The sequence below is a fragment of the Bacillus sp. FSL R5-0593 genome (assembly GCF_038603755.1).
Classification (GTDB): domain Bacteria; phylum Bacillota; class Bacilli; order Bacillales; family Bacillaceae; genus Bacillus; species Bacillus velezensis.
This window is the reverse complement of sequence record NZ_CP152011.1, coordinates 2,046,367-2,069,907: the sequence shown is the minus strand read 5'-3', so window position 1 is coordinate 2,069,907 and position 23,541 is coordinate 2,046,367. Positions and strand designations below refer to the sequence as shown.

Here is a 23,541-nt window from a genome sequence, read left to right as displayed (position 1 = left end):
TGATTTTGGTGTGTATGCAGCCGAAGAGGAAGCACTGCGAAGCCAATGAGAATAAACCTAAAATGAGGGCCCCTCCTATCAGTTTTTTCCTCCATTTTCACATGACAGCTTCAATTACAATAATGCAAAGCTTTATATCCGTTCTTTCAACAGAGCTTTTTTAAAATTTCACCTTGGTTTCAAAAGGAATTTCGTTCTGAATAAAGAATTTGAAGAATAAGCGCTTAAAGGGCGCGCGACTCTTTTCTGTCCCCTGCCTCAGGCGCTTATATCAAAAGAAAGAGGTGTCTTTAGAATGGTTCAATTTAAAAACTTTCCTGATCCGTCTTTAAACGCCCCATTGCAGTCTCGCCCTGCACAGCCCTCTGAATTGGAGCATCTCAAAGCAAGGATGCAGAATTTTATTAAGCATTCCGCAACGGATGATAATCTTGAGATCGCAGATGCCCGGGTGACGGCGGAAGGAATGGTCACCTCACTTTTAAAAGAACGGCTTGATACAGAATACGAAATGCTTATGAATAAAATCACCCGGGAAGTGAATGTGGAGGACTACGGAGCGGTCCCTGACGGCCGGGACAATACAGAATCTTTTCGGAGAGCGATCGGGAACGGCCGGGTCAAAGTAAATGTTCCCGCAGGAGAATTTTTGGTTCAAGGGATAAAACTCCCCTCATGGACTACCATTTCCGGTGAGGGACAAGGGATTACCGTGCTTAAGCTTCATGAGGACACTCCCGCATTCGAATGGGTCATTACTAACGATGATTACGAAAATGGAAACCGTAATATTTTTGTGGAAAACATGACTTTAGACTGGAATCCTGATCGTCAATGCGGGGTCAGGAACCCCGGAGGACAGTTTTCCAGCTGTTTAACGTTTGCTAATGTGCAATACGGCTGGATTAAGAATGTTGAAACGGTTAACGCGGGTCTCCATGGTATTGATATTACATCTCCGACTTACGATCATTTGCCTGAAACAGAATGGACGAAAGACGGCTGCCGATATATATGGATTGATAACTGTGTGGCATACGGCGCCGGAGACGACGGCATTACCACCCATTACAGCGAGTATATTTTCATTTCCAACTGCCATTCCGGAAACCCCCGCGGCACAGAGCATGCTGAGGGCAGCGCAAACTCGAACGGCATTGAAATTGACGACGGCTCTAAACATGTATGGCTTTTAAATAACTATACGAGCGGAAATATCCGCGGGATTGAGGTAAAGGCGCACAGCCTGTGGCCGGCTTCTCAAAATGTTCATATTATCGGTCATGTTTCGTATCGTGATGTACGTTCATTTGATATTCGTCATATCGGCCATCATCAGGCCTCAGACCCCGAAAGCACGACGGCTTATGATGTTACTTTAACCGATTGCACCGCGATTGAACCGGTGTTTAATGCTCTCTATGACGGTGTGACCCCGAGGGCGCTGGTCATCTCTGCCTATAAAAACGTTAATGTAAACGGATTCACAGCTATTGGTGATCCCTCATACGACTATGGAGGGAATCCAGTCGTGGCTCTTCAATACCGCAGTCAAAATATCACGATCAACGGCATTAAAATACGCGGCTTTACACAAGCCGGTGTTGACATCAATATATCCGGCGGATCAAATAAAACCGATTATGTTAAAATTTCAAATTTTGATATATACAAGTCTTCTCCTAAAGGCATCTCAATCGGCGGAGGCCAATATAACGTAAATATTATGAACGGTACGATGATCGGAGACGGCGGTTCCGTCGGAATTACGTCCCCTAACAGTCAGGCCGTCATTCTCGGGGTGCAAGCGGAAGGTTACAGCGCGGCCGCATCTATAAAAGGACAGACTTATGATCAGATCCCCGTCAATTTAAAGGGAGGCGCACAGCTCGCGACCAGCTCCGGTTTTGCATTCAACCCGACAAGCGCCGTTATTGCCGGAACAGGCGATATTACAGCCAGAGGTGACAGAAATGCGATCATCAGCTCTTCCGGAGGTTCAAGTTCTGAAGGTTCAAGGGCATTTATCGCCGCTTCAAACAATGCCCATATTACGGGCAGCAAAGTCTCCAGAACGATTCTGTCATCAGAAAGCATTACATTGGAAGAACCATACACGGTTGCCGGAGGGCATCAGTCCATCAAATGGAAATTGGATTCAGCGGGCGGCCACGGTACGTTCGCCGGAGCTGTCACCTCTTCCCTGTCAGGGTACGGAGAATATTTTGAAAGTGTAACCGGCCAGACAATTCCCGCCGGGACAATCGTCACAGTGAAAGGCGAAAAAATTGAATCGGCTCACGTCGGAGATTACATGCTCGGCGTCATTTCAGAAACAGCCGCTTTTATCTCAGGAGCCGCAAGCTTCGGATGGCAAAGCCGCTTTTTGACAAACGAGTTCGGCGGTTTCATATACGAAAATGTGACTGACGAGGAAACAGGAGAAACGGTACGCGTGCCGAAACAAAACCCAGACTGCAGTCCGGCTCTTGAAGCTGACTATGAAGCACGCGCGGCCAGAGACGAATGGCACATTGTCGGACTCAACGGCCGGCATTACGTACGGGTCGACAGTACGGTCAGCCCGGGAGATTATATCACGGCTCATAACGGAATCGGGACTAAAGCCGCGGAAGGCTGGAAGGTATTGAAACTGACAGCCTTATACAGTTCTGAAAAAGGGTACGGCATTGCAATTGCGGTTATCAAATAGGGTCTCAATATCAGGATCATCTCCTCTCTTTTCTATCGGGCGGGTATGATCCTGTTTTTTATACCGAATGAGATGCCTCTTTTTCAGCATACCGTTTCATTTGTCCAAGCCATCCATGCTTACTGTCATAGAATACTACCGTCAGATGAAAAAAGGAGGAATATGAGTATGGATATGGGTATGGATATGGACATGGAAATGAACGGACATTATGATCACCACCCAAAGCAGCCTAAACAAAAAAAGAAGAAACAAGATAAAAAGCATCTTGATTATGATTACATCGTTGTTTATAAAAGAAAATGCAAAAAATGTAAAAAATGCTGCTAACTTGACATATCAACACTTTTTACACCCGGTAAACTCCGGGTGTTTTTCTTATTATGGCGTTTCTCCGGGCTATTTTCACCCAAAATCCGGTCATCCTATCACAATACATAAAAAGACTCTATTATTTTCTTCCCTTTTCGCCTAATTAAAAGTATTTCATTTACAGAAAACAACACAAATAGAATGACATGACTTTTGAGAAAATCTACTCTTTGCTTGGTCAATTTTTCTGCGATACCATGAATTTGCAACAATTTTTAAAAATTTCCTCAGGAGGTCATAGCCATGAAAATCGCCAGAACGATAGTCGGATCATGCTTAGCTTTATCTCTAACAATTCCTTTCACAGCCAGTGCCTCAGCAGCCAGTCAGTCTGAACACGCAAACGCGCCTCACGTTTCACCCGTTGCAAATCCATTAGAAAGTAAATTATCCCAAACAGCAGACCAAAACGTAAAAGCAGCAGGTGTTGATGCCGGGCTGAACGTAAACGTAGATGTTCTCGGAATTTCAGATCGCATTGCTGAAGCGGTTAAGTCAGATCAAAACCGAACCGGCTGGGTAAAAAATGTCATGGAAACAACATTTTACGCATCAGGACAGAAGTACAACGTCATGGTGTTCAATTTAAATCAAGAATATGAAGACCGGTTTAACGGCGTTCAATTTTACGGATCAGCCGTTTATGACGGTATTACTTACGGAATCTGGGTCTTCGAAGACGGGTCCTTCGATAACAAAGGAGACGGGGGCTGGATCAATTGGGCATTCAGAGGGTGGTTCGATCGTGATAATCAGCATATTGAATTCCACAGACCTTAATACGGAGAAAACTTGCGGCAGCGCCCGCAAGTTTTTTTTAACTGGACTGCACATTTTTCACCGTTATAACGACTATACTTGAAGTGCGGGCTCCGATCGCAGCCCCGGTAAAGTCTTTCAAAGTGAGGTACACCATGTCAAAGTCTTTAAAAATAGTGTTGTGGAGCATATTGGTGTTGATCATCTTGTTAGTGATTATCGGAATCGTTTCTTACAATCAAACTCCGTCTGCAGAAAGCACAGCAAAAAAAATGCTTTACAGCGTCTAATCAATTTTAAGCCTTCATCGGCTTTTTTTATTTACCGCAGAACACTTGACAAAACGACGAATTTTCAATTTATTCGTTAACGATCTCATTCAGTATAGAATATACACGTGTATCATGGGGCAGTCCGTTTTGATACATATATCTTCTCAAAATTCCTTCAGATTGAAATCCCGCCTTTATCAGTAATTGATGAGACGCTGCATTCTCAATGAAAACAACAGCGCCTATACGATGCAGCCCAAGCTTTTCAAACCCAAAAGAAAGAACATTCTCCAACGCTTCAAAAGCATAGCCATTCCTCCAATAATTCGGATGAATCTCATAACCGACCTCCGCCCGCTTATGCTTGGGCACCCAAGAATTAAAACCAATAGTTCCGATTATTCCCTTCGCATCTTTTCTCTCGATTCCCCATCGCATTCCCTTTTTATCATGATATTGATCTTTAAACCAGCCAATCATTTTTTCAGCCTGTTCCATTGAAACAAAAGGTTCCAAACCATAATAGCGTGTTACATTTGCATTTGAAAAACAAGCAAATATTTGCTTTGCATCTTTCTTTTCAACTTCTCTAAGAATAAGTCTGTCCGTTTCTATTACAGGAAGCATTTACGGTCCCCCTTTAAAAGAAATGTGAGAATAAAATATATGCAGACTAAAAAAACTTTTTTTCAAAAAGTAAACTAACATCCCTATCAAACTTTTCATTTCGGCATAATATGTATTAATCCTCTTTAGGAGGTGAGATTATATGGGATTCTCAGGTGGTTATGGTAGCTCCTTTGCGTTAATCGTGGTGCTATTCATTTTATTAATCATCGTTGGGGCTTCTTTCCTCGGCGGTTATTAAGAATCCTCTTACCTCCGCATCCATGTCAGCAGCACCTCCATGATCGTACGGCGCCATAAATGAAATGTTTATGGCGCTCTGCTGTTTTTCCCCTTTTCATTCACACATTAAAACTAAAAAGATCGGCCGATGTATCAACATGCAGCCGATCAGTAATTCATAAATTATTGTGTAAGGTTTACATCGATGACGTTATAGAAGGCATTGGAAGTATCCGCAACGTCCCATACCCCTAAAATGACATGATACCCGCTTCGATCAGTCGGCACAAAAATCTTATGAGTCAGATTCGTATCTGCCTTGGAACCGTCGTGGTTTACCGTTCCGATTAACTCGAATTCATCTCTTGACAAAGGTTTATTCGGATTCCAGTTTTTCTTGGTGATATAATAGTGCCACTTTGATGTCGCATGAGGGGCCGTGTAGTACCAAGTAAAGGTGTTAAAACCGCCGCGGATGTTTTGTTTTACCCAATAATCTGCAGTCTGCTTGTCTAAACCGAAGTCAATTTGTCCCGATCCCCCATTTGCAGACGCGATTCTTCCATCCGGCGGACCTGCAGCCGGAAATCCTTTCGGCCCTTCTACAGACTGAGGATTATCAATGACGGAGCCATATTTCTGCGCAGCGGCCGTCCAGCCCAATGTTTGTTTCTCTAATGCTCCCATGTACGCTCTGCTGACGGGCTCTTTTATATACCCGTGTGCAGATGCATCACTTGAATAGAAAGCGCCTCCAATACCAAGAGTAACAGTTAGAACTGCAGCTTTTACTAAACCTTTCATTACTGCATCATCCTCCCTCTTTTGTTAATAAAAACCCTTCAGTGTATACACTTCACGATGGAGGATGAAATGACCTTCCTTTTCTTGATAGGAAAAAGCAATGAGATTGGCGCTTTTCCCTTTGTTTTTTATAATCATAAAGAAAAAGCCGGGCCGATTCTGTTATCGAATCCGCGGTTGACCGGCCCGCCCCTTTTGCTCAGAACTTCATTCGCTGGATTTGCCGGTTTCCTTTCGGATAACCGGTGCTACTTCCGCTGCTAATCGTTCTATGTTTTCCGCGGCTTTTTTAAACGGCATACCTCCTATATCGATTTGCGCGAGAAATCGCTGATGTCCGAACAACTCGTATTGATGCATGATTTTTTCAATGATCTGCTGTGAGCTTCCCACAAATAAAGCTGTTTCTTTTCCGGATGCCCGCTCAAAATCTTCCTTCGTTAAAGGCTCATCGATCCCGTGATATGAATGAACGTGAGACCAGTAATTTGAATGATACGGATAAAATTCTTGTATTGCCTGTTCATTCGTTTTTGAAATGAACATATGTCCGGTTACGGCAACCTTCACATTTTCCGGAGGATGACCGGCTTTAGAAGCCGCTTCCCGGTATTTGTCAACAAGCGGCTTAGATGACACCGGATCACCGCTCAGTACAGCTAATGCCAACCCCGCACCTGCACGCCCGGCCCGTTCTGCGCTTTCCGGAGTCCCCGAAACACCTAACCATAGCGGAATGCTTCCGCGAAAAGGCCGCGGAGAAATCTCTGCCTCGCGCAGCGGCGGCCGGTAACGTCCTTTCCAGGTAACCGATTCTTCCCCGGAATTTAATTTTAAAAAAAGGTCAATGTGTTCTTCAAACAGTTCTTTATAATGGCCTACGTCATAACCGAAAAGAGGAAACGAGTCTAAAAATGCGCCCCGTCCCGCAATGATTTCCGCCCGGCCGTCTGAAATCAGATCAAGCGTTGCAAAATCCTCAAATAAACGGACGGGATCTGCGGTGGATAATACAGTCGTGGCACTGGTCAGCTTAATATTTTCAGTAATCTGTGAAATCGCTGATAAGATGGCCGGCGGCGAAGATACCGCATAATCAAGACGATGATGCTCGCCTACACCGAATACATCAAGCCCTGCGTCGTCAGCCAGTTTCGCCAGCTTCATCAATTCATCTATCCGCTGCTTTGCGCTGACTGTTTTCCCTGTCAGAGGATCGGGATATAATTCTGCAAATGAATAAATTCCAATTTCCATACAATCACGGTGTTCAGCCCTCACATTTCTCTCCTCCTGCACTGTGTAAAAAAGCTTTTATGTTATTCTATTCAGCCGTTTTACAAATAGGAATTCGTTCAAAATAAATACAGAAGGTGGTATGAGAGAAAAAAAGTTTCTGGCGTCCTTCAATTCTGCCCATTATACTCATGCAGCCGGACTAGGCAAGAACAAAGCCGGCACAAGCGGATTCGAATTCATGTGTTCATTTTCAGTCCAATTCAATCCAATCGTGATATTGATCATAAAGCTTTCGTATTCTTCCGGCATCAAGAGCAATGACTTCACACCCTCTGTCATCATACAGAAAGAAAATAATATCTTTTGTCATATTCACAAAGAAAATATCAGGATACCCAACGGAACAGCCCCCGAACCTTGGCTTCAGCGGAAAATCTTCGTGGACGGCTGCCTTAAGTAATTGGGGGATACGCAGATTTTTCCGTTTACATAATAAAGAAAACTGCTGTATTTCATATTCTTCTTCGACCGGGCATGGACAGGTCTTCACTTGAATCCGATATAAATCATCCTTACACTTCAGAAACGGCTGATAAACCTTTAATTTTCTCGCATGATTACCTTGAGTTTTGTGCTTATACACGTTGGCAACAAGAAACAAGTCATCGCTATGTTCAAACAGCTCATTGAAAAGTGCGGCGGTTTGATGATGAACAAGCTGAAAATACTCAAGATTCAAAGCACCGCTTTCATTAAATTGATACATATTGCCGCCGAGAGAAAAATGAATTCCCACATCCCATTGATGATAAATGCCGGGCACTAATTTTAAAGTCGGAAACCTTTCCTTCAGATAATCATTTATTTTCATTCAAACATCTCACTTTCCCTTTCCCGCTCCAGAAGCAGAAGAAGCCGAAAACATTCCGCTTATTTCTTTTTCACTCTTGTAATATTATTCCGATTGGAATACAATGAAATAGAACACTGTGAACCCCATTGATCAGGGTGGATGCTGGTCACATTCATCCTGATCCTTTCTTTTACACAAGATCGCCCCAACTTTGAACCCCTCCGTTTCCAACCTTATACATATAATTCAATGGGTTTATTTTCTTATACATAAGCATCAAAAGGTGTCAGCTTTGAACAACATCAGAAGTTTAAGAGAATATTTCCGGTCTCACTGTAAAATAGGTCTAAACTCTGAACAGCTTTTCACATTTTGATTATCAACCACTTTTCCATTCTCAAGCGCATCATTGCTGATTCGATTACTTCCCGCTCCTTCTGTCGCTAAACTGCAAAATGTCCATCCCATTCATCCTCTCTCCAATTTTACAACGTTGCTATAATGAATTTCATGTTTTCCCCAACCTTCAGCTTAATCTTTTTGATCGTTACTAATCTAAGTACTTTTTTCAATTCCATAATCCATTGGTATGATCGGTAACCTAATGAACTTAAATACAAAAAAACCTGCTTTCAGCAAGGTTTTTTCGACAAAGGGGAGATTATTTCCCCACAAATTCTATTAACTATGTTTTTGTTTTAACCATTCTTTCTTTAGCAATGCGTATTGGAAAGTGTTTTCATATTTAGGTGTTCCATCCTCGTGTGCTGTAAATGAAATAAATTCAAGAAAATAACCTTCTTTACGCATTCCTAATCTTTCACATAATTTTTGTGACCTGCAGTTATCATCTTCAACATATGCATAAAGAGATACTCAAAGAAAGCCTTCGCACTTTCACTTGCGTATCCCTTCCCTTCAAAACGGGCATTGAAATTCCAACAAACGGAATAGGTATCTGGCTCTTCTTTTAAATAAAATAGTTCTCCGACTAGATCATTACTGTCTTTTAAACAAACTGCAATATAAGAGTCATCTCGGCTTCTTTTTTGAACGTTTGCTGCAGCTTCTTCTAACGTAGATATTCTGTCATCAAGAAAGCAATTCACTCTCGGATGTGCCGAATATTCCAACAGACCTTGCGCATCTCTCTCGGTAAAATTTCTTAAAATTAAGCGAAGGGTTTCAATTTTTTGCATTTGCAGTCTCCTGTTTCATTGTTATCGATCTTTGAAAAGAACTTCTTCGTTTGTTGAAGAACTTGTCTCAATCTATTTTTACTATAATGATGGATGCTATCATCTTTGTCAAAAACAATAATTTTCATTTGCCGCCCGCATGTAAAGTACTGAACAATTTTCGTGAAAAACCCTCAGTATCGAATATAGAAACGAGCAATAGTAATTAAAACAAAGTTAAGCCATTACAAGCTTATTGAGTTTTTTTTCAAACTTTTCACGCTCATCATCTCATGAGTGAGAAATGTCCCATTATAAAACACGCTGAAAGTCGTCCAAACTGCCGGGGGTTTTTGCGCCATATCTTTTGACGTTATTCGCCGGGCCTGAAAATGAAGTCCTTTCTTTTCAGTCAGTTCCTTTAAATTCTTTAACAATCCGACTGCAAATGGGCATTGAGCTGTATAAAATATTGTGATTCCCTCATCATTAACGAAATTACTTTTCACCTGTTTTTTAAATACAGGAGGATATGCATGTTCATTCCACGTCAGTGACATCAACTGAAAATAGGGTTCTGCTTCATCTTGCACAGCAAATCCCATATGTTCAAAGAAATGCTTATCACTTAAATAAGGGAGTTTTTTCTTCCCCACTATATGAACTATCCCATCCATACCGCGGGATTTTGCATCTGACACACATTTTTCTAACAAGTGTTTCGCATGTCCGTTATTCTTATATTTACCTGAGACCCAAAGACAATTAATAAACATAAAATGAGGTGCGCTTATCGGAACCCACGCTTCTTCTGCAGGTAAATATTCAATAAAAACTTTTGCCCGTTCGTTTAGGCGATAGAACACCAAGCCATCAATCATCCGATCTTTGAGCCAGCTCTTCTTTTCATTTACCGCATCCTCATATTGTTTCGTACCTAATGCACAGCAAATATGATTGTCATCAATATTGTCCCTAGTCAACTCAATGTACTCCATTTTTCCTCACCCGCTTTCTTTTGGAAACATCAGCTTTACTTGCAGTGAACATTGTAATTTCTCAGAAATATAGAGTCCCAGAACCAATATATGAACGCAGCAACAATGCTCATTATGTAATAAATGGGCATTCTGAAAACTGTGAAATCAATTGGCGGATTATCTATGTACCAGAACAAGAACACAGCTAAAAAAGCGACTGCTGTATAAATGAAAAGATGAACCAAACTAAACTTTTTAGGCTTCTTTCTTAACCATAGTTGCACAGGAACAGCAAACAAAAAGTAAGTAATAAATGCGTAAAAAGCAATGATAACTACAGTAACCAATGCAAATGGCACAAAACCCGAGTATACAAACATATATAGCCCGAAGATCAATCCATACGACAAACTTGAAAAAGCCAATGTGTAAGTATAGCTTTGACTTTTGCTCCAAGACGCCGCTCCCATATATTTCACCTACTTTTTATAAAAATACATTTTTCATTTTTTTCCTATTGTTTAAAATCAGTATATATCCATCACTTTAAAAGATCTATGTTTTTTTGGCAGATCATCAATTCACTATCTTAATATCCAAAAATTTTAATTGCCATTAAAAAAGGTCAAGGAAATACCTTGACTGTGTATCGCTCACCAATCTGCATCCGGCTCATCGTGTTCGAATCCGTAAAAGCCTTTAATCCACACATCTCCGCAGCCGGCTCCTTTTGTGATCAATAAGTAATGATTTCTGTTTGCATCACCACTCACCTTATCAGCCGCGCTCAAGTTCAAATGAATACCCGTGAAATTCTTTTCACTAAGGGTAAAATCATATCCTGCCAGTGTAATTCTCTGCAGTTTAAGCTCAAATATCGACAGAAAGATTACGACCACAAATTCAAAGCATTCTGTGCATTTGGAGACGACAAACCCCCATTTAAACACCATTCGGATGACAAATCATCCATAGATTCCTCCCTGCATAGCTCCCTCAACTTTTGTAGAGACACTTGTCCGCAAAAAAATGTAAGGGTTTTCAAAATAAGAGCAGCGTGCTAAATTGTAAGATAAGTAAAAATTTTCTGCTAATATTCGAAAGGGGTGTATGATTTGAAAGCAGTAGTAGCAACAAAAGACAAAAGTATAGCGATCGTACAAAAAGAATTACGTCCTTTGCGACATGGTGAAGCCAAAGTTAAGATGGAATACTGTGGTGTATGTCATACTGACTTACATGTTAAAAATGCTGATTTCGGGGATGTTACTGGCGTCACTCTAGGTCATGAGGGAATAGGCATTGTAACTGAGATCGGTGAAGGTGTAACAAGTCTGAAAAAGGGCGACCGCGTCTCTATTGCCTGGATGTTTGAAAGCTGCGGCTGCTGTGAATATTGCCTAACTGGCCGTGAAACCTTGTGCCGCGATGTAAAAAATGCCGGCTATACAGTTGACGGCGCAATGGCTGAAGAAGCAATCGTAGCGGTTGATTATGCAATAAAGGTGCCGGAAAATTTAGATCCTGCAGCAGCAAGCAGCATTACTTGTGCAGGTGTAACAACTTATAAAGCCGTTAAAGTCAGTGAAATTAAGCCAGGTCAATGGATCGGTGTATTTGGAGTCGGCGGTTTAGGCAACTTGGCTGTTCAATATGCAAAAAATGTCTTTAACGCTAAAGTAATTGCTTTCGACATTAGCGATGAAAAATTGAATTTTGCTAAGAGCTTAGGCGCTGATGCGGTTGTAAACAGTTTAAACGAAGACCCCGTCGCTAAAGCAAAAGAAGTGACTAACGATTTAGGGCTTGATGCTGTGGTCATCACGGCTGTCTCTAAAACCCCTTTCAATCAAGCGATTGATGTTGTAAAAGCAGGAGCCCGCGTAGTCGCTGTCGGTTTACCGGTGGACAAAATGGATTTAGATATTCCCCGTCTCGTGTTAGATGGAATTCAGGTAGTAGGTTCATTAGTAGGTACCAGAGAAGACCTGAAGGAAGCTTTTCAATTTGCTGCAGACGGTAAAGTTGTACCTAAAGTGACAAAACGCGCGATCGAAGATGTGAATGATATTTTTGAAGAAATGGAGCAAGGTAAAGTGACCGGCCGCATGGTTATCGATTTTACTTCCTAATCATTAAGGCTGCCGGGAATGATACGGCAGCCTTTGATCTCGATTCTTGCTCGGCGCCCCACCCAGACTGAATGAGACTTTGTCATTTAGTTCAGAAAAGAAACTTTACAGACCATTCGGCGGTTATTCATTTTGCAAGTACTGCCTGAACTAACCCTGATACCAATATAATGCCAGGTCATTCATTGCCGAAGCGTAGCCCTGCTGTCTTAACATAGTTGTTATGCTGCCCCGATGATAAGTTCCGTGATTGGCAACATGGAATAAAATTTCTGAGTAAGCAGTTTCTCTGTAACCTAACCAAGGATTATTTAAGTTCATTTTTTGTTCTACATCTGTTTGGCTATTCATCCATTCTTCAAACTGTGAAGCCAGTTCTTCATAAGACGCCGCAAATTCATCTGCAGAATATAAATGAGCCCTTTCCGCATAAGCCATAGAACCTTCCAATGCTTCCTGCATGTCTATTCCTTTAAGTACTTGCAGCCACATAACATCCACCGCGCAGATGTGACTGAACGTTTGAGCAATTGTAGGATATGAACTGTGAACCTCTTCATAAAGGACATTACTTGGTAATTCCTTTATTCTTTCTAATAACGCTTTATTCGCCCAAACATGGTACTGATACATGTTTTTCGCATGGTTCATTTAACATCTCTCCTTTAAAGTTGATACTTGTGATTATAAAAAAAGATATATGACAGCACATTGTCATACATCTTTATAAATTTTCATTATTTTTTCGGCTTCATCCATTAAAATTGATTGCAGTTCCACCGGTTTTATAATTTTAGCGCCACTGCCAAAGCTCAAAAGAATTGATTTAAGCCATCCGGCATGCTGAGGCCGATACACAGAGATTGTAAACGTCATACTTCCATCTCTGTTCATGACTTTTGAAGCGTTCTGAAATTGATCTAATACTTTAGCTATGGAATTAGGATTAACCCAAATGACTACATTCGCAAACCCTTCCAGGTCGGATTCTGAATAAGATGGTTCATCTTTCACTTTGTGACTGCGCAAAAACTCTTCTTGAGAAAGCGTTATATTCATCATACGTGATACTCTAAATTCTCTATCATCTTGACGTTCTCTGCAGAAGCCATATACATACCAATTACGAAACTTATAATGAAGGTGGATAGGTTCTGCTTCACGTGATGTAAATTCATTTTTATTACTGACATAATCAAAGCGTACTACCTTTTTTTCCTGTATAGCTTTTCGCAGCCGGATTAATGAATTCGGTTCTGTTCTAAGGCTTTCCAAGTTAACATACAAAGTCCTGCTGTTTTCGCTTGTATCCAGAGATTTTAATCTATCTATCGTGTGTTCAACTTCCTTATCTTCAAAAACACTCGACAAACTGCTTAATACTGTAATTAAATTCAATACATCATGAGAACCGATTAAACTTTTATCAAATTTGTATCCTCTCATTATCCCAAAACCGCCGTTAGCCCCTTGATATGAAACGACTGGTATTCCAGCTGCACAAATCGCTTCGATGTCTCTATAAATTGTCCGCGTTGATACTTGAAATTCATCAGCTAAACTGGAAGCAGATAAAATTTCATTATGTAAGAGCTTGAATATGATTGATAACAAACGTTCTAATTTCAATTCTCAATTCCTTTCCTTATTAGGGTTGGAAGTGCTCTTTTGGCTCTGACACATTTATGCCGCTCACCTCCTGTCACTTCAAGACACCACGCAGAAAGCTTAATTTTTCCACCTAACCGTCGAATTACCATATGCTTTTTACTTTGCGACACCGATAAGCCCTTCTATTGCTTCATCTGATATTCAATAAAACGGCTGTTGAACCTTTTCTTATGTATACAGCTTCATCTTCACTAGTAATTTGAGGCCCAATTTAATCTACATAATAGTTCACTGAATCTCTCAACAATTTTAGATAAACATCTTCTTTTTATAGAGATGTTCGTTCAATCGACATCCTTGTGATAAATATGGTAAAATTCATAAAAACAAGGGAGTGTTGTTACATATGAGTCTTATCATTTTAGCATCCATGCTTTTATGGGGTGCAGTGATCCACGAGCTAAACAAACCTTCAAAAAAGCAAAGTAAACGAAAAATGATCCCTTTGGTATCCCTCAGTTCTTTATCTACTTTAATCATCACAATTTCGCTTTTTTCTAATTTAATTGGTTGATATTTGTTATGAGGAAACCCGCCAGAGGTTCCTCATAACACTAAAAACCTACTCACTGCACTTTTTACAGCAGACCTTATCAGAGTGTTTGCTTAACACTTTATCCATTCTCCCCACAGGCATCTTCTTCTCACTCGGAAGTGTAAGATAAGCTGTTATCTCATCCCCTGATTTTAATGTTTTTCCGCAGATAGAGCATTTTAACTCATTATTAAAGAAATTTTTTAATCCCATTCAGAAGCCTCCTTATTTACCTTTATAAAGTAATACGTTAATGCTTTATAAAAGTTTCAGGTTAAAGAAATACTCCTTGCCTGGGAATATACTTCGTTTCAGTTGATCCGCAGCCGCCCCGGCATCGTTATACCCTCGCTCAATCAGGAAGCTTCTTCCTTATATCCTCCACGACATTAAATGCGGGGAAAACGTTCATTCAGGAATTCAGCGTTAACCAAAAAGGAGAATACATCCTGAAATATGATAGCGGCACCGGTGATAGTGTCGATGGTTTCTTTAGATCTGTTGAGATCTAAATTCCGTTAGGAAAGTCGGCAGTTTTGCCGACTTTCTTTTACAAGCATTCTGCAGGAATAAACGTAAAGTTTCGAATAAACATACGACCTTTTTGAAACGGAAACTTTATCTGCACCACAAACCCGCAAGCAGCCTCCTTGTATCGTACCTTCCGTCCCTTTGTGATTTGTTTTGATTTGTCGTATACTGCGCTTGCCCGGGAAATGATGAATATTTTCGTTAACTATAATTTCCCTGTACCTCTTCGTATGTGACTCTGCATGATGAAGTAACTTCATGCTCACCACTTTCATACATAGTTTTATTGCATGTTTAGCCATATCCCTCCTCTTTAAACAGCAAACCGTCCAATCCATTTCTCTCTTTCAGTTAACCTCCCATTATTTTATTGTTTTAGAAGCTCTTCATTTTAGACATAACATCCTTTTTTTTCTTATTTAGACTTAAATCTATGTCGAATTTTATCGTCCGGCATATTATGTACTATCCTAACAACAGGAGGTGGCAATAATATGGGGAACTACGGTGGAAATTATGGCGGAAACTCTTTCGTATTGATCGTTGTGCTGTTCATTTTGTTAATCATTGTAGGTGCTGCATTCCTTTTCTAGCACATTGACGATTTATATTCGTCTCCCAAACATTGCATCCCTTAGTTCGGACAGACGCCATAAGAAGTTTTATGGCGTTTTTACTTTTTAAAAAAACCAATCTGAGATAAACATTTTTTATTTTTACTCTGGTAAGCGGGAGAGTTTCCTCCCCTGCCTGCGCCAATATTGCCGCTATGAAGAATGAGGCGAACAATCCAAAAGGCGTTGTGATCCATTCTTTAAAAACGATTCCGAAAATCAACAATTCGCAAGCAGTTCCATATAAAATAGCTAAACCAGTGATTGCCCATTGGCTAATATTCTTATTGCCTAAACAATCTGATACATATTCCGTCCAACACTTAGCACTCAGCATGTTTGATGATGGATGGGCCCGTTGTATCTTCTGCAGACTTTTCTCTTTCAAAGACACCAGACTTATCTTCATCTTTAACGCCATTAACCCAAAATGTCATTTTGTTTTGAATAAAGACTTGTTCATGAACATAGCCCCTAAATAGTTGTTATTAATTCATCAGGATTACAGATGTTGTGAACTTAAAAAGGATATTACTCACCTCCTTTATAAAATTGTCATTCGTTAGATTTAGTCACTGAATCTTTTTTGTTGTTTGGTATCTTAGCGGCCTTCCACACTCATTTAAAAAAGGTCCGCCCACAAAATACGGTGTTCACACATTAAGTCATTTTCACATAAAAAAAACCGGATTCCTCCTTAAAGAGGTTCCGGTCTTTTTTAGTTAAAATGCGGGAAATATCTGGTGACGTGCTGCACACCCCCGCTATTATAATATTTCAATAGAGCCTTCTGTTCCATGAACGCGTATTCGCTGCCCATCTTTTATCAATTGGGTTGCATTTTCAACTCCGACAACTGCAGGTAAGCCGTATTCACGTGCGATAACCGCTCCGTGGGTCATCAGTCCGCCAACTTCAGTGACCAGGCCTTTTATGGATACAAACAATGGTGTCCAGCTGGGATCAGTATAGGAGGTAACTAATATATCCCCATCTTCCAAATCGGCATCTTCCATGTTTAAAATAACCCGTGCCCGCCCCTCTATGACTCCCGAGGAAACAGGCAGCCCTGCAATCGCTCCGGCCGGGAGATTTTCTCGTTTGTACTCGCCTGTAACGATTTCACCGTCAGACGTGATAACACGCGGCGGAGCTAGTTTTTCATATACTTTATACTCGCCCTTTCGTGTGCTGATGATTTGGTAATCCAATTTATGTGTGCGTACGACTTCCTGAAGTTCTTCAAAAGTGAGATAGTATATGTCTTCTTTTTCATGAATAACGCTCGCTTCTGCGAGTTGTTCGGCTTCTTTCAGTAAAGCCTGCTTATAAAGGAAGTAGCGGCTGATCATGCCGTATTTTGGATATTCTCTGAACCCGCTGAAGTTCCGGATGATGCGGATCATTCGTTTAGTGTCTTTGGCTTTTTGTTCACCATCCGGTAATTGCTTCAATCGGTCTAATAACTCTTGTTCTTTCTTCAACGCCTCCTGCCGCCCTTGCTCAAATTTCCGCTGGCTGGCATTTGGCTCAAAGTTTTTGAGATTATTAAGAATCATAGGGACAAGTGCAGTTGGTTTTTCGCTCCATCGAGTTCTTGTCATATCAATTTCTCCGGCACATCGCATTCCGTACTTGTTGAGATAAGCATAGATAGCGTCACGGGTTTCCCGCCCGCCTTCAAACGTCACCAGCCCATCCAAAAAGTGATCATCTTTTACATTCTCTAAATAGGCAATGACTTCTGGGTAAGGGCGGATCACATCGGCGACGTCCAATAGCGCAAGCCCCATTTCTGAAGTAATATTATGGGGTACAGATTGAGAAAGCGTATCTGCTGCGTTTTTTTCACCTAACCACTCGTTCATTTTTTCGTTAATCCATGATGAAGCATCCATTGCAGTTCGAATCAACACCGAACTTTTTGGGTTAAATAGAATCTTCTTTAATTCCTTGATATCTTCCAAAATAAAACGAAATAAATCATCTCCTGATTTCGTCTGGATGTTTTGTTTTAACTCTTCTATCGATGCTTGACTGCTCTTAATCAAATCAGAAACAATTGCCGGATCGTTTTCAGCTTGATCCGGCATATCTGCATTGCCTTTGCCGGGAATCGGTGCCGTTTTACCAGGTATCGGCTTAATGAAATCATCTCGCTCTATTATGGTCATAAGTGCGTCTTTTAAGAGCGGATCGTGCTGCCCCATGCCTTTTAAGAAAACTTCTCTGACATTAGGGGATGCCAGTTGATGTGTGACATCAACGAATAGCCTTCCGCCGGCTTTACGCATAGGTGCAGCAGTCGTCAACAGAAAAAAAGACAATCCAAGGGGTTTTATGGGATCCGTCATCATTTGCTGATGACCAACAGAGATATAGACGTGATTTTCTTGATCGTTCGCTTCAGGAACGGGGTATAACGTTGTGATCGGCCGGCTTTGGACAATATAAAAAGTATCGCGGTCCAAACACCATTCGATATCTTGCGGCTGGCCGAAATGAGCTTCGATCTGTCTCCCGATACGTGCCAGCTGTAAAATTTGTTCATCAGTCAGTGTTTGAATCTTTTGCTGATCAAGAGCGATCTCCTGTGTTTCTGTTCCGCCTTCTTTTCGTCCATAGATAGCCAATTTTTTAGTTTCTATTCTCTTATCGACGATTTGCCCGTCCTGTACTTTATAACAATCGGCAGAGACTAAGCCGGAGACCAGTGCTTCACCAAGTCCAAAACCGGCATCGATGGATAGCAGCTTTCGGTTTCCGGTCATCGGATCAGCGGTAAATAAAATTCCCGAAGCCTGTGGGAACACCATCCTTTGGATGATAACGGATAAATAAACTTGGCTGTGATCAAATCCATTTTGCATACGGTAAATGACCGCGCGATCCGTAAATAGGGACGCCCAACATTTACTGATATGCTGCAAGATCGCATCGACGCCGGTAATATTTAAATAGGTGTCTTGTTGACCGGCAAAAGAGGCATGCGGTAAATCCTCAGCTGTCGCACTGGAACGTACGGCATAGGCATGTTCTTCGCCGAACCGGGAGAGTTGATAAGCAACTGCTTTGACTACATCTGAAGGAATTTCTGTTTCCATAATGGTTTGCCGGATTTTTTTGCTGACTTCACCAATTTGATCCCGATTCTCCACTTTCAGCATGGTCAGTTGATCCAACAGCGCTTGTAACGTTTCGTTTTGTTCAATGGCTTTTTGATATCCTGCGGTTGTGACACAAAATCCTTCCGGTACTTGTATTCCTTGAATTTTTGATAATTCCCCTAAATGTAACCCTTTTCCTCCAACGAGCAAAGGCTGTGTTTTTTCAATTTCGTGAATGCCGAGAACCAAAGAACTCATTCTATATCTCCCCTTCAAAAAAATTTGACAAGAGCTTTTCAGCATGATATAATCATAATATAAGATGGATAACTATGACTTTTCACACAAAAAGCACGCGTGTTCTGATTATATCACCGTGTCTGTTTTTGTGCAATATAAAAAGAACCTGGCCAATTTGGCGAGGTTCTTTCTTCATTTTTGTCGAAAGCTCTTTAAAGCTGTATTGAGATCTTTTGTGTGAACGTAAATGTTCTTATACAACTCGAATAGTGTTTTATATGTTTGAACATTTTGTTTTTTTGGATAAAATGCAGCTGCTTCATGAATGAACTGCTCTGCACATTCTTCAAGAGAGTCAAACCACCCGCTTCCGAAGGCAGCTAACATTGCAGCCCCCATGGCGGGACCTTGTTCATTCTCTAACTTAACCACCCTCGTATTGAAAATATCAGCCTGCATTTGAAGCCACGTTTCATTTTTAGCTCCCCCGCCAATAGAGACAACCGTATCAACTGATTTTCCCGCTTCGCGGAACAGTTCAATTGATTCATATAAAGAGAATGTGATGCCTTCCATTATCGCCCTCAAAAAGTGCTCTCTTTTGTGGGCTCCGTCCATTCCGATCAAGCTTCCCCGAATAGATGAATCAGCATGCGGCGTTCTTTCACCAACCAAATAAGGAGTGTACAGCAGTCCATTTGCTCCTATCGGAACAGATTCCACTCCCCGCAATAATTGTTCAAACGATTCGTTCGGCGCAAACGTTCTTTTAAACCAGTCCAAGCTGTACCCTGCAGCGAGCGTGACTCCCATCGTATAAAAAGAATCCTTTTTTCCATGATTAAAAAAGTGCACTTTCCCTTTAAAGTCCCTTTCTTTGTCTTCTTCACAGGAAAGTATGACTCCTGACGTCCCGATACTGCATAATGTTTTTCCGGAAAAAAGAATACCGGCTCCGACAGCACCGCAAGCATTATCTGCTCCCCCGGCGTACACTTTTGTTTTTTCCAACAGCCCAGTCTCCGCTGCAACGCTCGGAAGCAGCGATCCTACACAGTCATGGGATTCAACAAGCGGAGGACAAATTTCCGCTGAAATACCAAATTGATTGCAAATCTCATCGCTCCACTCTTTGCGGGTCATATGTAAAAGTAACGTTCCCGCCGCATCGGAGTATTCGGTATGAATGGCGCCAGTCATGCGGAATCTCACATAGTCTTTCGGAAGCAAAAAAACAGCGGTTTTGTGAAAAAGTTCAGGCTCATGTTCCTTCACCCATAACATTTTAGGTAATGTAAACCCTTCAAGGACACGGTTTTTTGTGATATCAAGCAGATGATCGCCAAATGTCTCGGTAATTCTGCTACATTGAGGCGTCGTTCTGGTATCATTCCAAAGAATCGCATGACGCAGCACCTGCCGATCTTGATCAAGCAGTACTAACCCATGCATTTGTCCTGAATAGCTAATCCCGTCAATATCCCCGGCTTGAACGTTGGATATCGAAATCAATTCAGCCAATGCTTCAATTGTTTGCTGCACCCAGTCTTCAGGATTTTGCTCACTATATCCCGCCTTCTCTTGGATGAGCGGGTAACTTTTGGACGTTTCTGCACAAACCTTGCCGTTTTGATTGACTAAAATGGTTTTAACGGCACTTGTTCCAAGGTCTATTCCAATGACATACTTCATTTTTTCACTCCTTCCTCTCTAAATAGATCCCCATTGAATTGGCCCGCCATAACAGTAACTTCATGACGGGCAATTCCGAGAACTTGGCTGCCTGCATCTTTTTACAGCGGGATCTGGAGCTTCTTTTTTCATTTGTTATACCTGTAAAATGTATTGATTTAATATCGCTTTTAACCGCTCCTGTCTCCCTGATTCGTTTTTAATTGGCTGATTGTTCAGCGCATATTGCTCAAGTGTTTTAAAATCAGCTCTTCCTTCTGCAATTTCAAGACCAATCCCTTCAGTAAAGCTGCGGTAACGGTGTTGAATCACATCTTCAAACACACGATCTTCGATTAATTTGTGGGCGGCTTTCAACCCTCTCGCAAATGTATCCATCCCTGCAACATGGGCATATAGTAAATCATCAGGCTCAAAAGAAGATCTCCTGACCTTTGCGTCAAAGTTTAATCCTCCGCTTCCAAGACCGCCATTTTGCAGAATTTCGTACATTGCTAATGTCGCAGAATATAAATCTGTCGGAAATTCATCTGTGTCCCAGCCTAAAAGCGGATCACCCTGATTCGCGTCAACAGAGCCAAGCAAGCCATGCACTCTCGCCATTCGTAATTCATGTTCGAATGTATGTCCGGCTAATGTGGCATGATTGGCTTCGAGATTTAATTTAAAATGATTGTCTAAGCCATATTGCTTTAAAAAGGCAATGGTTGTTGCTGCGTCCGTATCATATTGATGGGTGGTCGGCTCTTTTGGTTTTGGTTCAATCAAAAACTGCCCTGTATACCCGATTTCCTTCGCATAATCCACTGCCATATGCATAAATCTGGCCATATTATCAAGCTCAAATTTTAAATCGGTATTTAACAAAGTTTCGTACCCTTCACGTCCGCCCCAAAATACATAGTTCTCGGCGCCAAGCTCTTTTGCTGTTTCTAATCCTTTTTTTACTTGGGCTGCGGCATACGCAAATACATCTGCATTACAAGAAGTCGCCGCACCATGGACGAAACGGGGATTCGTAAACATGTTTGCAGTATTCCATAATAGCTTAACGCCGCTGGTTCTCATGTAGTCTTTTATCATGTCCACGATTATATCCAGATTTTGATTTGTCTCTTTTAACGTACTTCCTTCCGGTGCGATATCCCGGTCATGAAAAGCAAAAAATGGCGCATCCAGTTTTTCAAACAGCTCAAACGCTGCATCTACCCTCGCTCTCGCCAGATCCATGCCTTTATAGTGATCCCACGGTCTCTGCATCGTAGCTGCTCCAAACATGTCTGTGCCGTCAGCGGTAAATGTATGCCAATAGGCAATAGAAAATCGCAAGTGCTCTTTCATCGTTTTTCCGCCAATTACTTCTTGAGAATTATAGTATTTAAATGCTAAAGGATTCGTGGATTCTTTCCCTTCGTAAATCACTTTGTTTGCGCTTTCAAAATAGTTGACCGAACCGGAATGAGAGTGAGCCATGTGTGATTTCCCCCTTATAAATAAATTCTAAACATGATCATTCAAATACAAATGCTTTTATGTCATGTTGCACATTAGTTTGTTGCCTAAACAAACTAACTTATTTTCATCTTATATAACCTCATCAGTATTTTCAATATTTTTTTTAGTTTTTTACGAACACATTAGATATAATAAAGGTTGGATTCGCTATGTACTGCGTTTCGCACGATAACACAGAACGTTCAACTTAATTTAAAGATTATACAAATGGAGTGGATGAAGTGGATATCGCTGATCAAGCCTTTGTCAAAAAAGTTAACCAAAAGTTATTACTAAACGAAATACTTAAAAATTCACCTATTTCAAGAGCAAAATTATCTGAAATGACTGGATTAAATAAATCAACTGTTTCATCACAGGTAAACACATTAATGAAAGAAAATCTTGTATTTGAAATAGGTCAAGGTCAATCAAGTGGCGGAAGAAGGCCTGTCATGCTTGTTTTTAATAAAAAGGCAGGATACTCCGTAGGAATAGATGTGGGTGTGGATTATATTAATGGCATTTTAACAGACCTTGAAGGGACGATCGTTCTTGATCAACACCACCATTTAGAATCAAATTCTCCAGAAATAACGAAAGACATTTTAATTGATATGATTCATCACTTTATTACGCATATGCCCCAATCTCCTTACGGTCTTATTGGTATAGGCATATGTGTCCCTGGACTCATTGATAAAAATCAAAAAATTGTTTTCACTCCGAACTCGAACTGGAGAGATATCGACTTAAAATCTTCTCTACATGAGAAGTTCAATGTGCCTGTTTTTATTGAAAATGAGGCAAATGCTGGCGCATATGGAGAAAAAGTATTTGGTGCTGCAAAAAATCACGATAACATTATTTATGCAAGTATCAGTACAGGGATAGGGATCGGTATTATTATCAACAACCATTTATATAGAGGGGTAAGCGGATTCTCTGGAGAAATGGGACATATGACAATTGACTTTAATGGTCCTAAATGCAGTTGCGGAAACCGAGGTTGCTGGGAATTGTATGCTTCAGAGAAGGCTTTAGTAACATCTCTTCAGACGAAAGAGAAAAAAGTGTCCAGCCAAGATATCATAGACCTCGCCCATCTGAATGATGTTGGAACTTTACAGGCATTACAGAATTTTGGTTTCTATTTAGGAATAGGCCTGACCAATATTTTAAATACATTTAATCCGCAAGCCATCATTTTAAGAAACAGCATCATTGAATCGCATCCTATGGTTTTACATTCAATTAAAAGCGAAGTGTCATCGAGGGTTTATTCCCAACTAGACAATAGCTATGAATTATTACCATCTATCTTAGGAAAAAATGCCCCTGCTCTAGGAATGTCCTCTATTGTTATTGATCATTTTCTCGACATGGTTCATAACTGAAATGTACATACTTCTATGTTTTACGCTCATCTTTAAAGATGGGTTTTTTTATTCTAGGAGTATTTCTGAATCAATACTGACAAAGGCACCTTCTAATATGAAAAAGGAG

20 protein-coding genes and 3 pseudogenes are annotated in these 23,541 nt (G+C 40.9%); 7 read left to right on the top strand and 16 right to left on the bottom strand.

Annotation, left to right across the window (positions count from 1 at the left end; translation table 11 throughout):
• Window positions 1-295: 295 nt before the first annotated feature.
• From NYE36_RS10340 to NYE36_RS10330, 3 genes are all read left to right on the top strand, one after another.
• Window positions 296-2,713 (top strand): peptidase G2 autoproteolytic cleavage domain-containing protein, encoded by a 2,418-nt coding sequence (locus tag NYE36_RS10340; RefSeq protein ID WP_218791744.1) that lies wholly within the window; start codon window positions 296-298, stop codon window positions 2,711-2,713.
• Window positions 2,714-2,881: 168 nt separating this feature from the next.
• The gene (locus tag NYE36_RS10335) at window positions 2,882-3,043 is read left to right on the top strand and encodes a hypothetical protein (RefSeq protein WP_265450959.1); all 162 of its coding nucleotides are present in this window, start codon (window positions 2,882-2,884) and stop codon (window positions 3,041-3,043) included.
• A gap of 285 nt (window positions 3,044-3,328) precedes the next feature.
• Window positions 3,329-3,865 carry a hypothetical protein gene (locus NYE36_RS10330; protein ID WP_007410338.1) on the top strand — a complete coding sequence of 179 codons (537 nt, stop codon included), beginning with the start codon at window positions 3,329-3,331 and terminating at the stop codon, window positions 3,863-3,865.
• Between the two features lie 338 nt (window positions 3,866-4,203).
• Here NYE36_RS10330 and NYE36_RS10325 read toward each other — a convergent pair whose 3' ends face one another.
• Window positions 4,204-4,743, bottom strand: coding sequence for a GNAT family protein (locus tag NYE36_RS10325; RefSeq protein ID WP_199022623.1), 540 nt, complete (start codon window positions 4,741-4,743; stop codon window positions 4,204-4,206).
• A gap of 142 nt (window positions 4,744-4,885) precedes the next feature.
• Between NYE36_RS10325 and NYE36_RS10320 the strand changes: the two genes are divergently transcribed.
• Complete coding sequence (locus NYE36_RS10320) at window positions 4,886-4,984, top strand: YjcZ family sporulation protein (RefSeq protein ID WP_003154022.1); 99 nt, start codon at window positions 4,886-4,888, stop codon at window positions 4,982-4,984.
• Between the two features lie 164 nt (window positions 4,985-5,148).
• On the opposite strand, the gene NYE36_RS10315 is transcribed toward NYE36_RS10320, so the two are convergent.
• The 8 genes and pseudogenes from NYE36_RS10315 to NYE36_RS10280 all read right to left on the bottom strand — a co-directional run.
• Complete coding sequence (locus tag NYE36_RS10315; protein ID WP_003154023.1) at window positions 5,149-5,769, bottom strand: lytic polysaccharide monooxygenase; 621 nt, start codon at window positions 5,767-5,769, stop codon at window positions 5,149-5,151.
• 207 nt (window positions 5,770-5,976) lie between these two features.
• Window positions 5,977-7,050 (bottom strand): LLM class flavin-dependent oxidoreductase, encoded by a 1,074-nt coding sequence (locus tag NYE36_RS10310; RefSeq protein WP_014418008.1) that lies wholly within the window; start codon window positions 7,048-7,050, stop codon window positions 5,977-5,979.
• A gap of 208 nt (window positions 7,051-7,258) precedes the next feature.
• Complete coding sequence (locus NYE36_RS10305) at window positions 7,259-7,879, bottom strand: DUF3885 domain-containing protein (protein WP_094032690.1); 621 nt, start codon at window positions 7,877-7,879, stop codon at window positions 7,259-7,261.
• Between the two features lie 312 nt (window positions 7,880-8,191).
• Window positions 8,192-8,329 (bottom strand): hypothetical protein, encoded by a 138-nt coding sequence (locus tag NYE36_RS10300; RefSeq protein WP_154018765.1) that lies wholly within the window; start codon window positions 8,327-8,329, stop codon window positions 8,192-8,194.
• A gap of 213 nt (window positions 8,330-8,542) precedes the next feature.
• Window positions 8,543-9,060: pseudogene (locus NYE36_RS10295) on the bottom strand (GNAT family N-acetyltransferase).
• A 216-nt stretch (window positions 9,061-9,276) separates the two neighbouring features.
• Window positions 9,277-10,037, bottom strand: a pseudogene (locus NYE36_RS10290) (GNAT family N-acetyltransferase).
• Window positions 10,038-10,072: 35 nt separating this feature from the next.
• Window positions 10,073-10,489, bottom strand: coding sequence for a UPF0715 family protein (locus NYE36_RS10285; protein ID WP_032865299.1), 417 nt, complete (start codon window positions 10,487-10,489; stop codon window positions 10,073-10,075).
• A 183-nt stretch (window positions 10,490-10,672) separates the two neighbouring features.
• Window positions 10,673-10,888 (bottom strand): annotated as a pseudogene (locus NYE36_RS10280) (hypothetical protein); the annotation flags it as partial.
• 246 nt (window positions 10,889-11,134) lie between these two features.
• On the opposite strand from NYE36_RS10280, the gene adhP reads away from it, so the two are divergent.
• On the top strand, window positions 11,135-12,151 hold the full coding sequence (gene adhP, locus NYE36_RS10275; RefSeq protein WP_251257442.1) for an alcohol dehydrogenase AdhP: 1,017 nt from the start codon (window positions 11,135-11,137) through the stop codon (window positions 12,149-12,151).
• A gap of 150 nt (window positions 12,152-12,301) precedes the next feature.
• Here adhP and NYE36_RS10270 read toward each other — a convergent pair whose 3' ends face one another.
• From NYE36_RS10270 to NYE36_RS10260, 3 genes are all read right to left on the bottom strand, one after another.
• Window positions 12,302-12,802 (bottom strand): DinB family protein, encoded by a 501-nt coding sequence (locus tag NYE36_RS10270; protein ID WP_251257443.1) that lies wholly within the window; start codon window positions 12,800-12,802, stop codon window positions 12,302-12,304.
• Window positions 12,803-12,865: 63 nt separating this feature from the next.
• Complete coding sequence (locus NYE36_RS10265) at window positions 12,866-13,780, bottom strand: YafY family protein (protein WP_043021128.1); 915 nt, start codon at window positions 13,778-13,780, stop codon at window positions 12,866-12,868.
• Window positions 13,781-14,384: 604 nt separating this feature from the next.
• On the bottom strand, window positions 14,385-14,570 hold the full coding sequence (locus NYE36_RS10260; protein WP_061890627.1) for a hypothetical protein: 186 nt from the start codon (window positions 14,568-14,570) through the stop codon (window positions 14,385-14,387).
• Window positions 14,571-15,382: 812 nt separating this feature from the next.
• Here NYE36_RS10260 and NYE36_RS10255 point away from each other — a divergent pair.
• A complete protein-coding gene (locus NYE36_RS10255) occupies window positions 15,383-15,481 on the top strand; it encodes a YjcZ family sporulation protein (RefSeq protein ID WP_072589120.1) in 99 nt (32 codons plus the stop codon).
• Here NYE36_RS10255 and NYE36_RS10250 read toward each other — a convergent pair.
• From NYE36_RS10250 to xylA, 4 genes are all read right to left on the bottom strand, one after another.
• Complete coding sequence (locus NYE36_RS10250; protein ID WP_251257454.1) at window positions 15,453-15,911, bottom strand: hypothetical protein; 459 nt, start codon at window positions 15,909-15,911, stop codon at window positions 15,453-15,455. The genes NYE36_RS10255 and NYE36_RS10250 overlap by 29 nt on opposite strands.
• Before the next feature lie 358 nt (window positions 15,912-16,269).
• The gene (gene ppsA / locus NYE36_RS10245; RefSeq protein ID WP_265450933.1) at window positions 16,270-18,867 is read right to left on the bottom strand and encodes a phosphoenolpyruvate synthase; all 2,598 of its coding nucleotides are present in this window, start codon (window positions 18,865-18,867) and stop codon (window positions 16,270-16,272) included.
• A 174-nt stretch (window positions 18,868-19,041) separates the two neighbouring features.
• Complete coding sequence (gene xylB, locus NYE36_RS10240) at window positions 19,042-20,541, bottom strand: xylulokinase (RefSeq protein WP_094032692.1); 1,500 nt, start codon at window positions 20,539-20,541, stop codon at window positions 19,042-19,044.
• 135 nt (window positions 20,542-20,676) lie between these two features.
• The gene (gene xylA, locus NYE36_RS10235; RefSeq protein WP_061581347.1) at window positions 20,677-22,014 is read right to left on the bottom strand and encodes a xylose isomerase; all 1,338 of its coding nucleotides are present in this window, start codon (window positions 22,012-22,014) and stop codon (window positions 20,677-20,679) included.
• A 263-nt stretch (window positions 22,015-22,277) separates the two neighbouring features.
• Between xylA and NYE36_RS10230 the strand changes: the two genes are divergently transcribed.
• Complete coding sequence (locus NYE36_RS10230; RefSeq protein ID WP_094032693.1) at window positions 22,278-23,432, top strand: xylose repressor; 1,155 nt, start codon at window positions 22,278-22,280, stop codon at window positions 23,430-23,432.
• Window positions 23,433-23,541 lie beyond the last annotated feature (109 nt).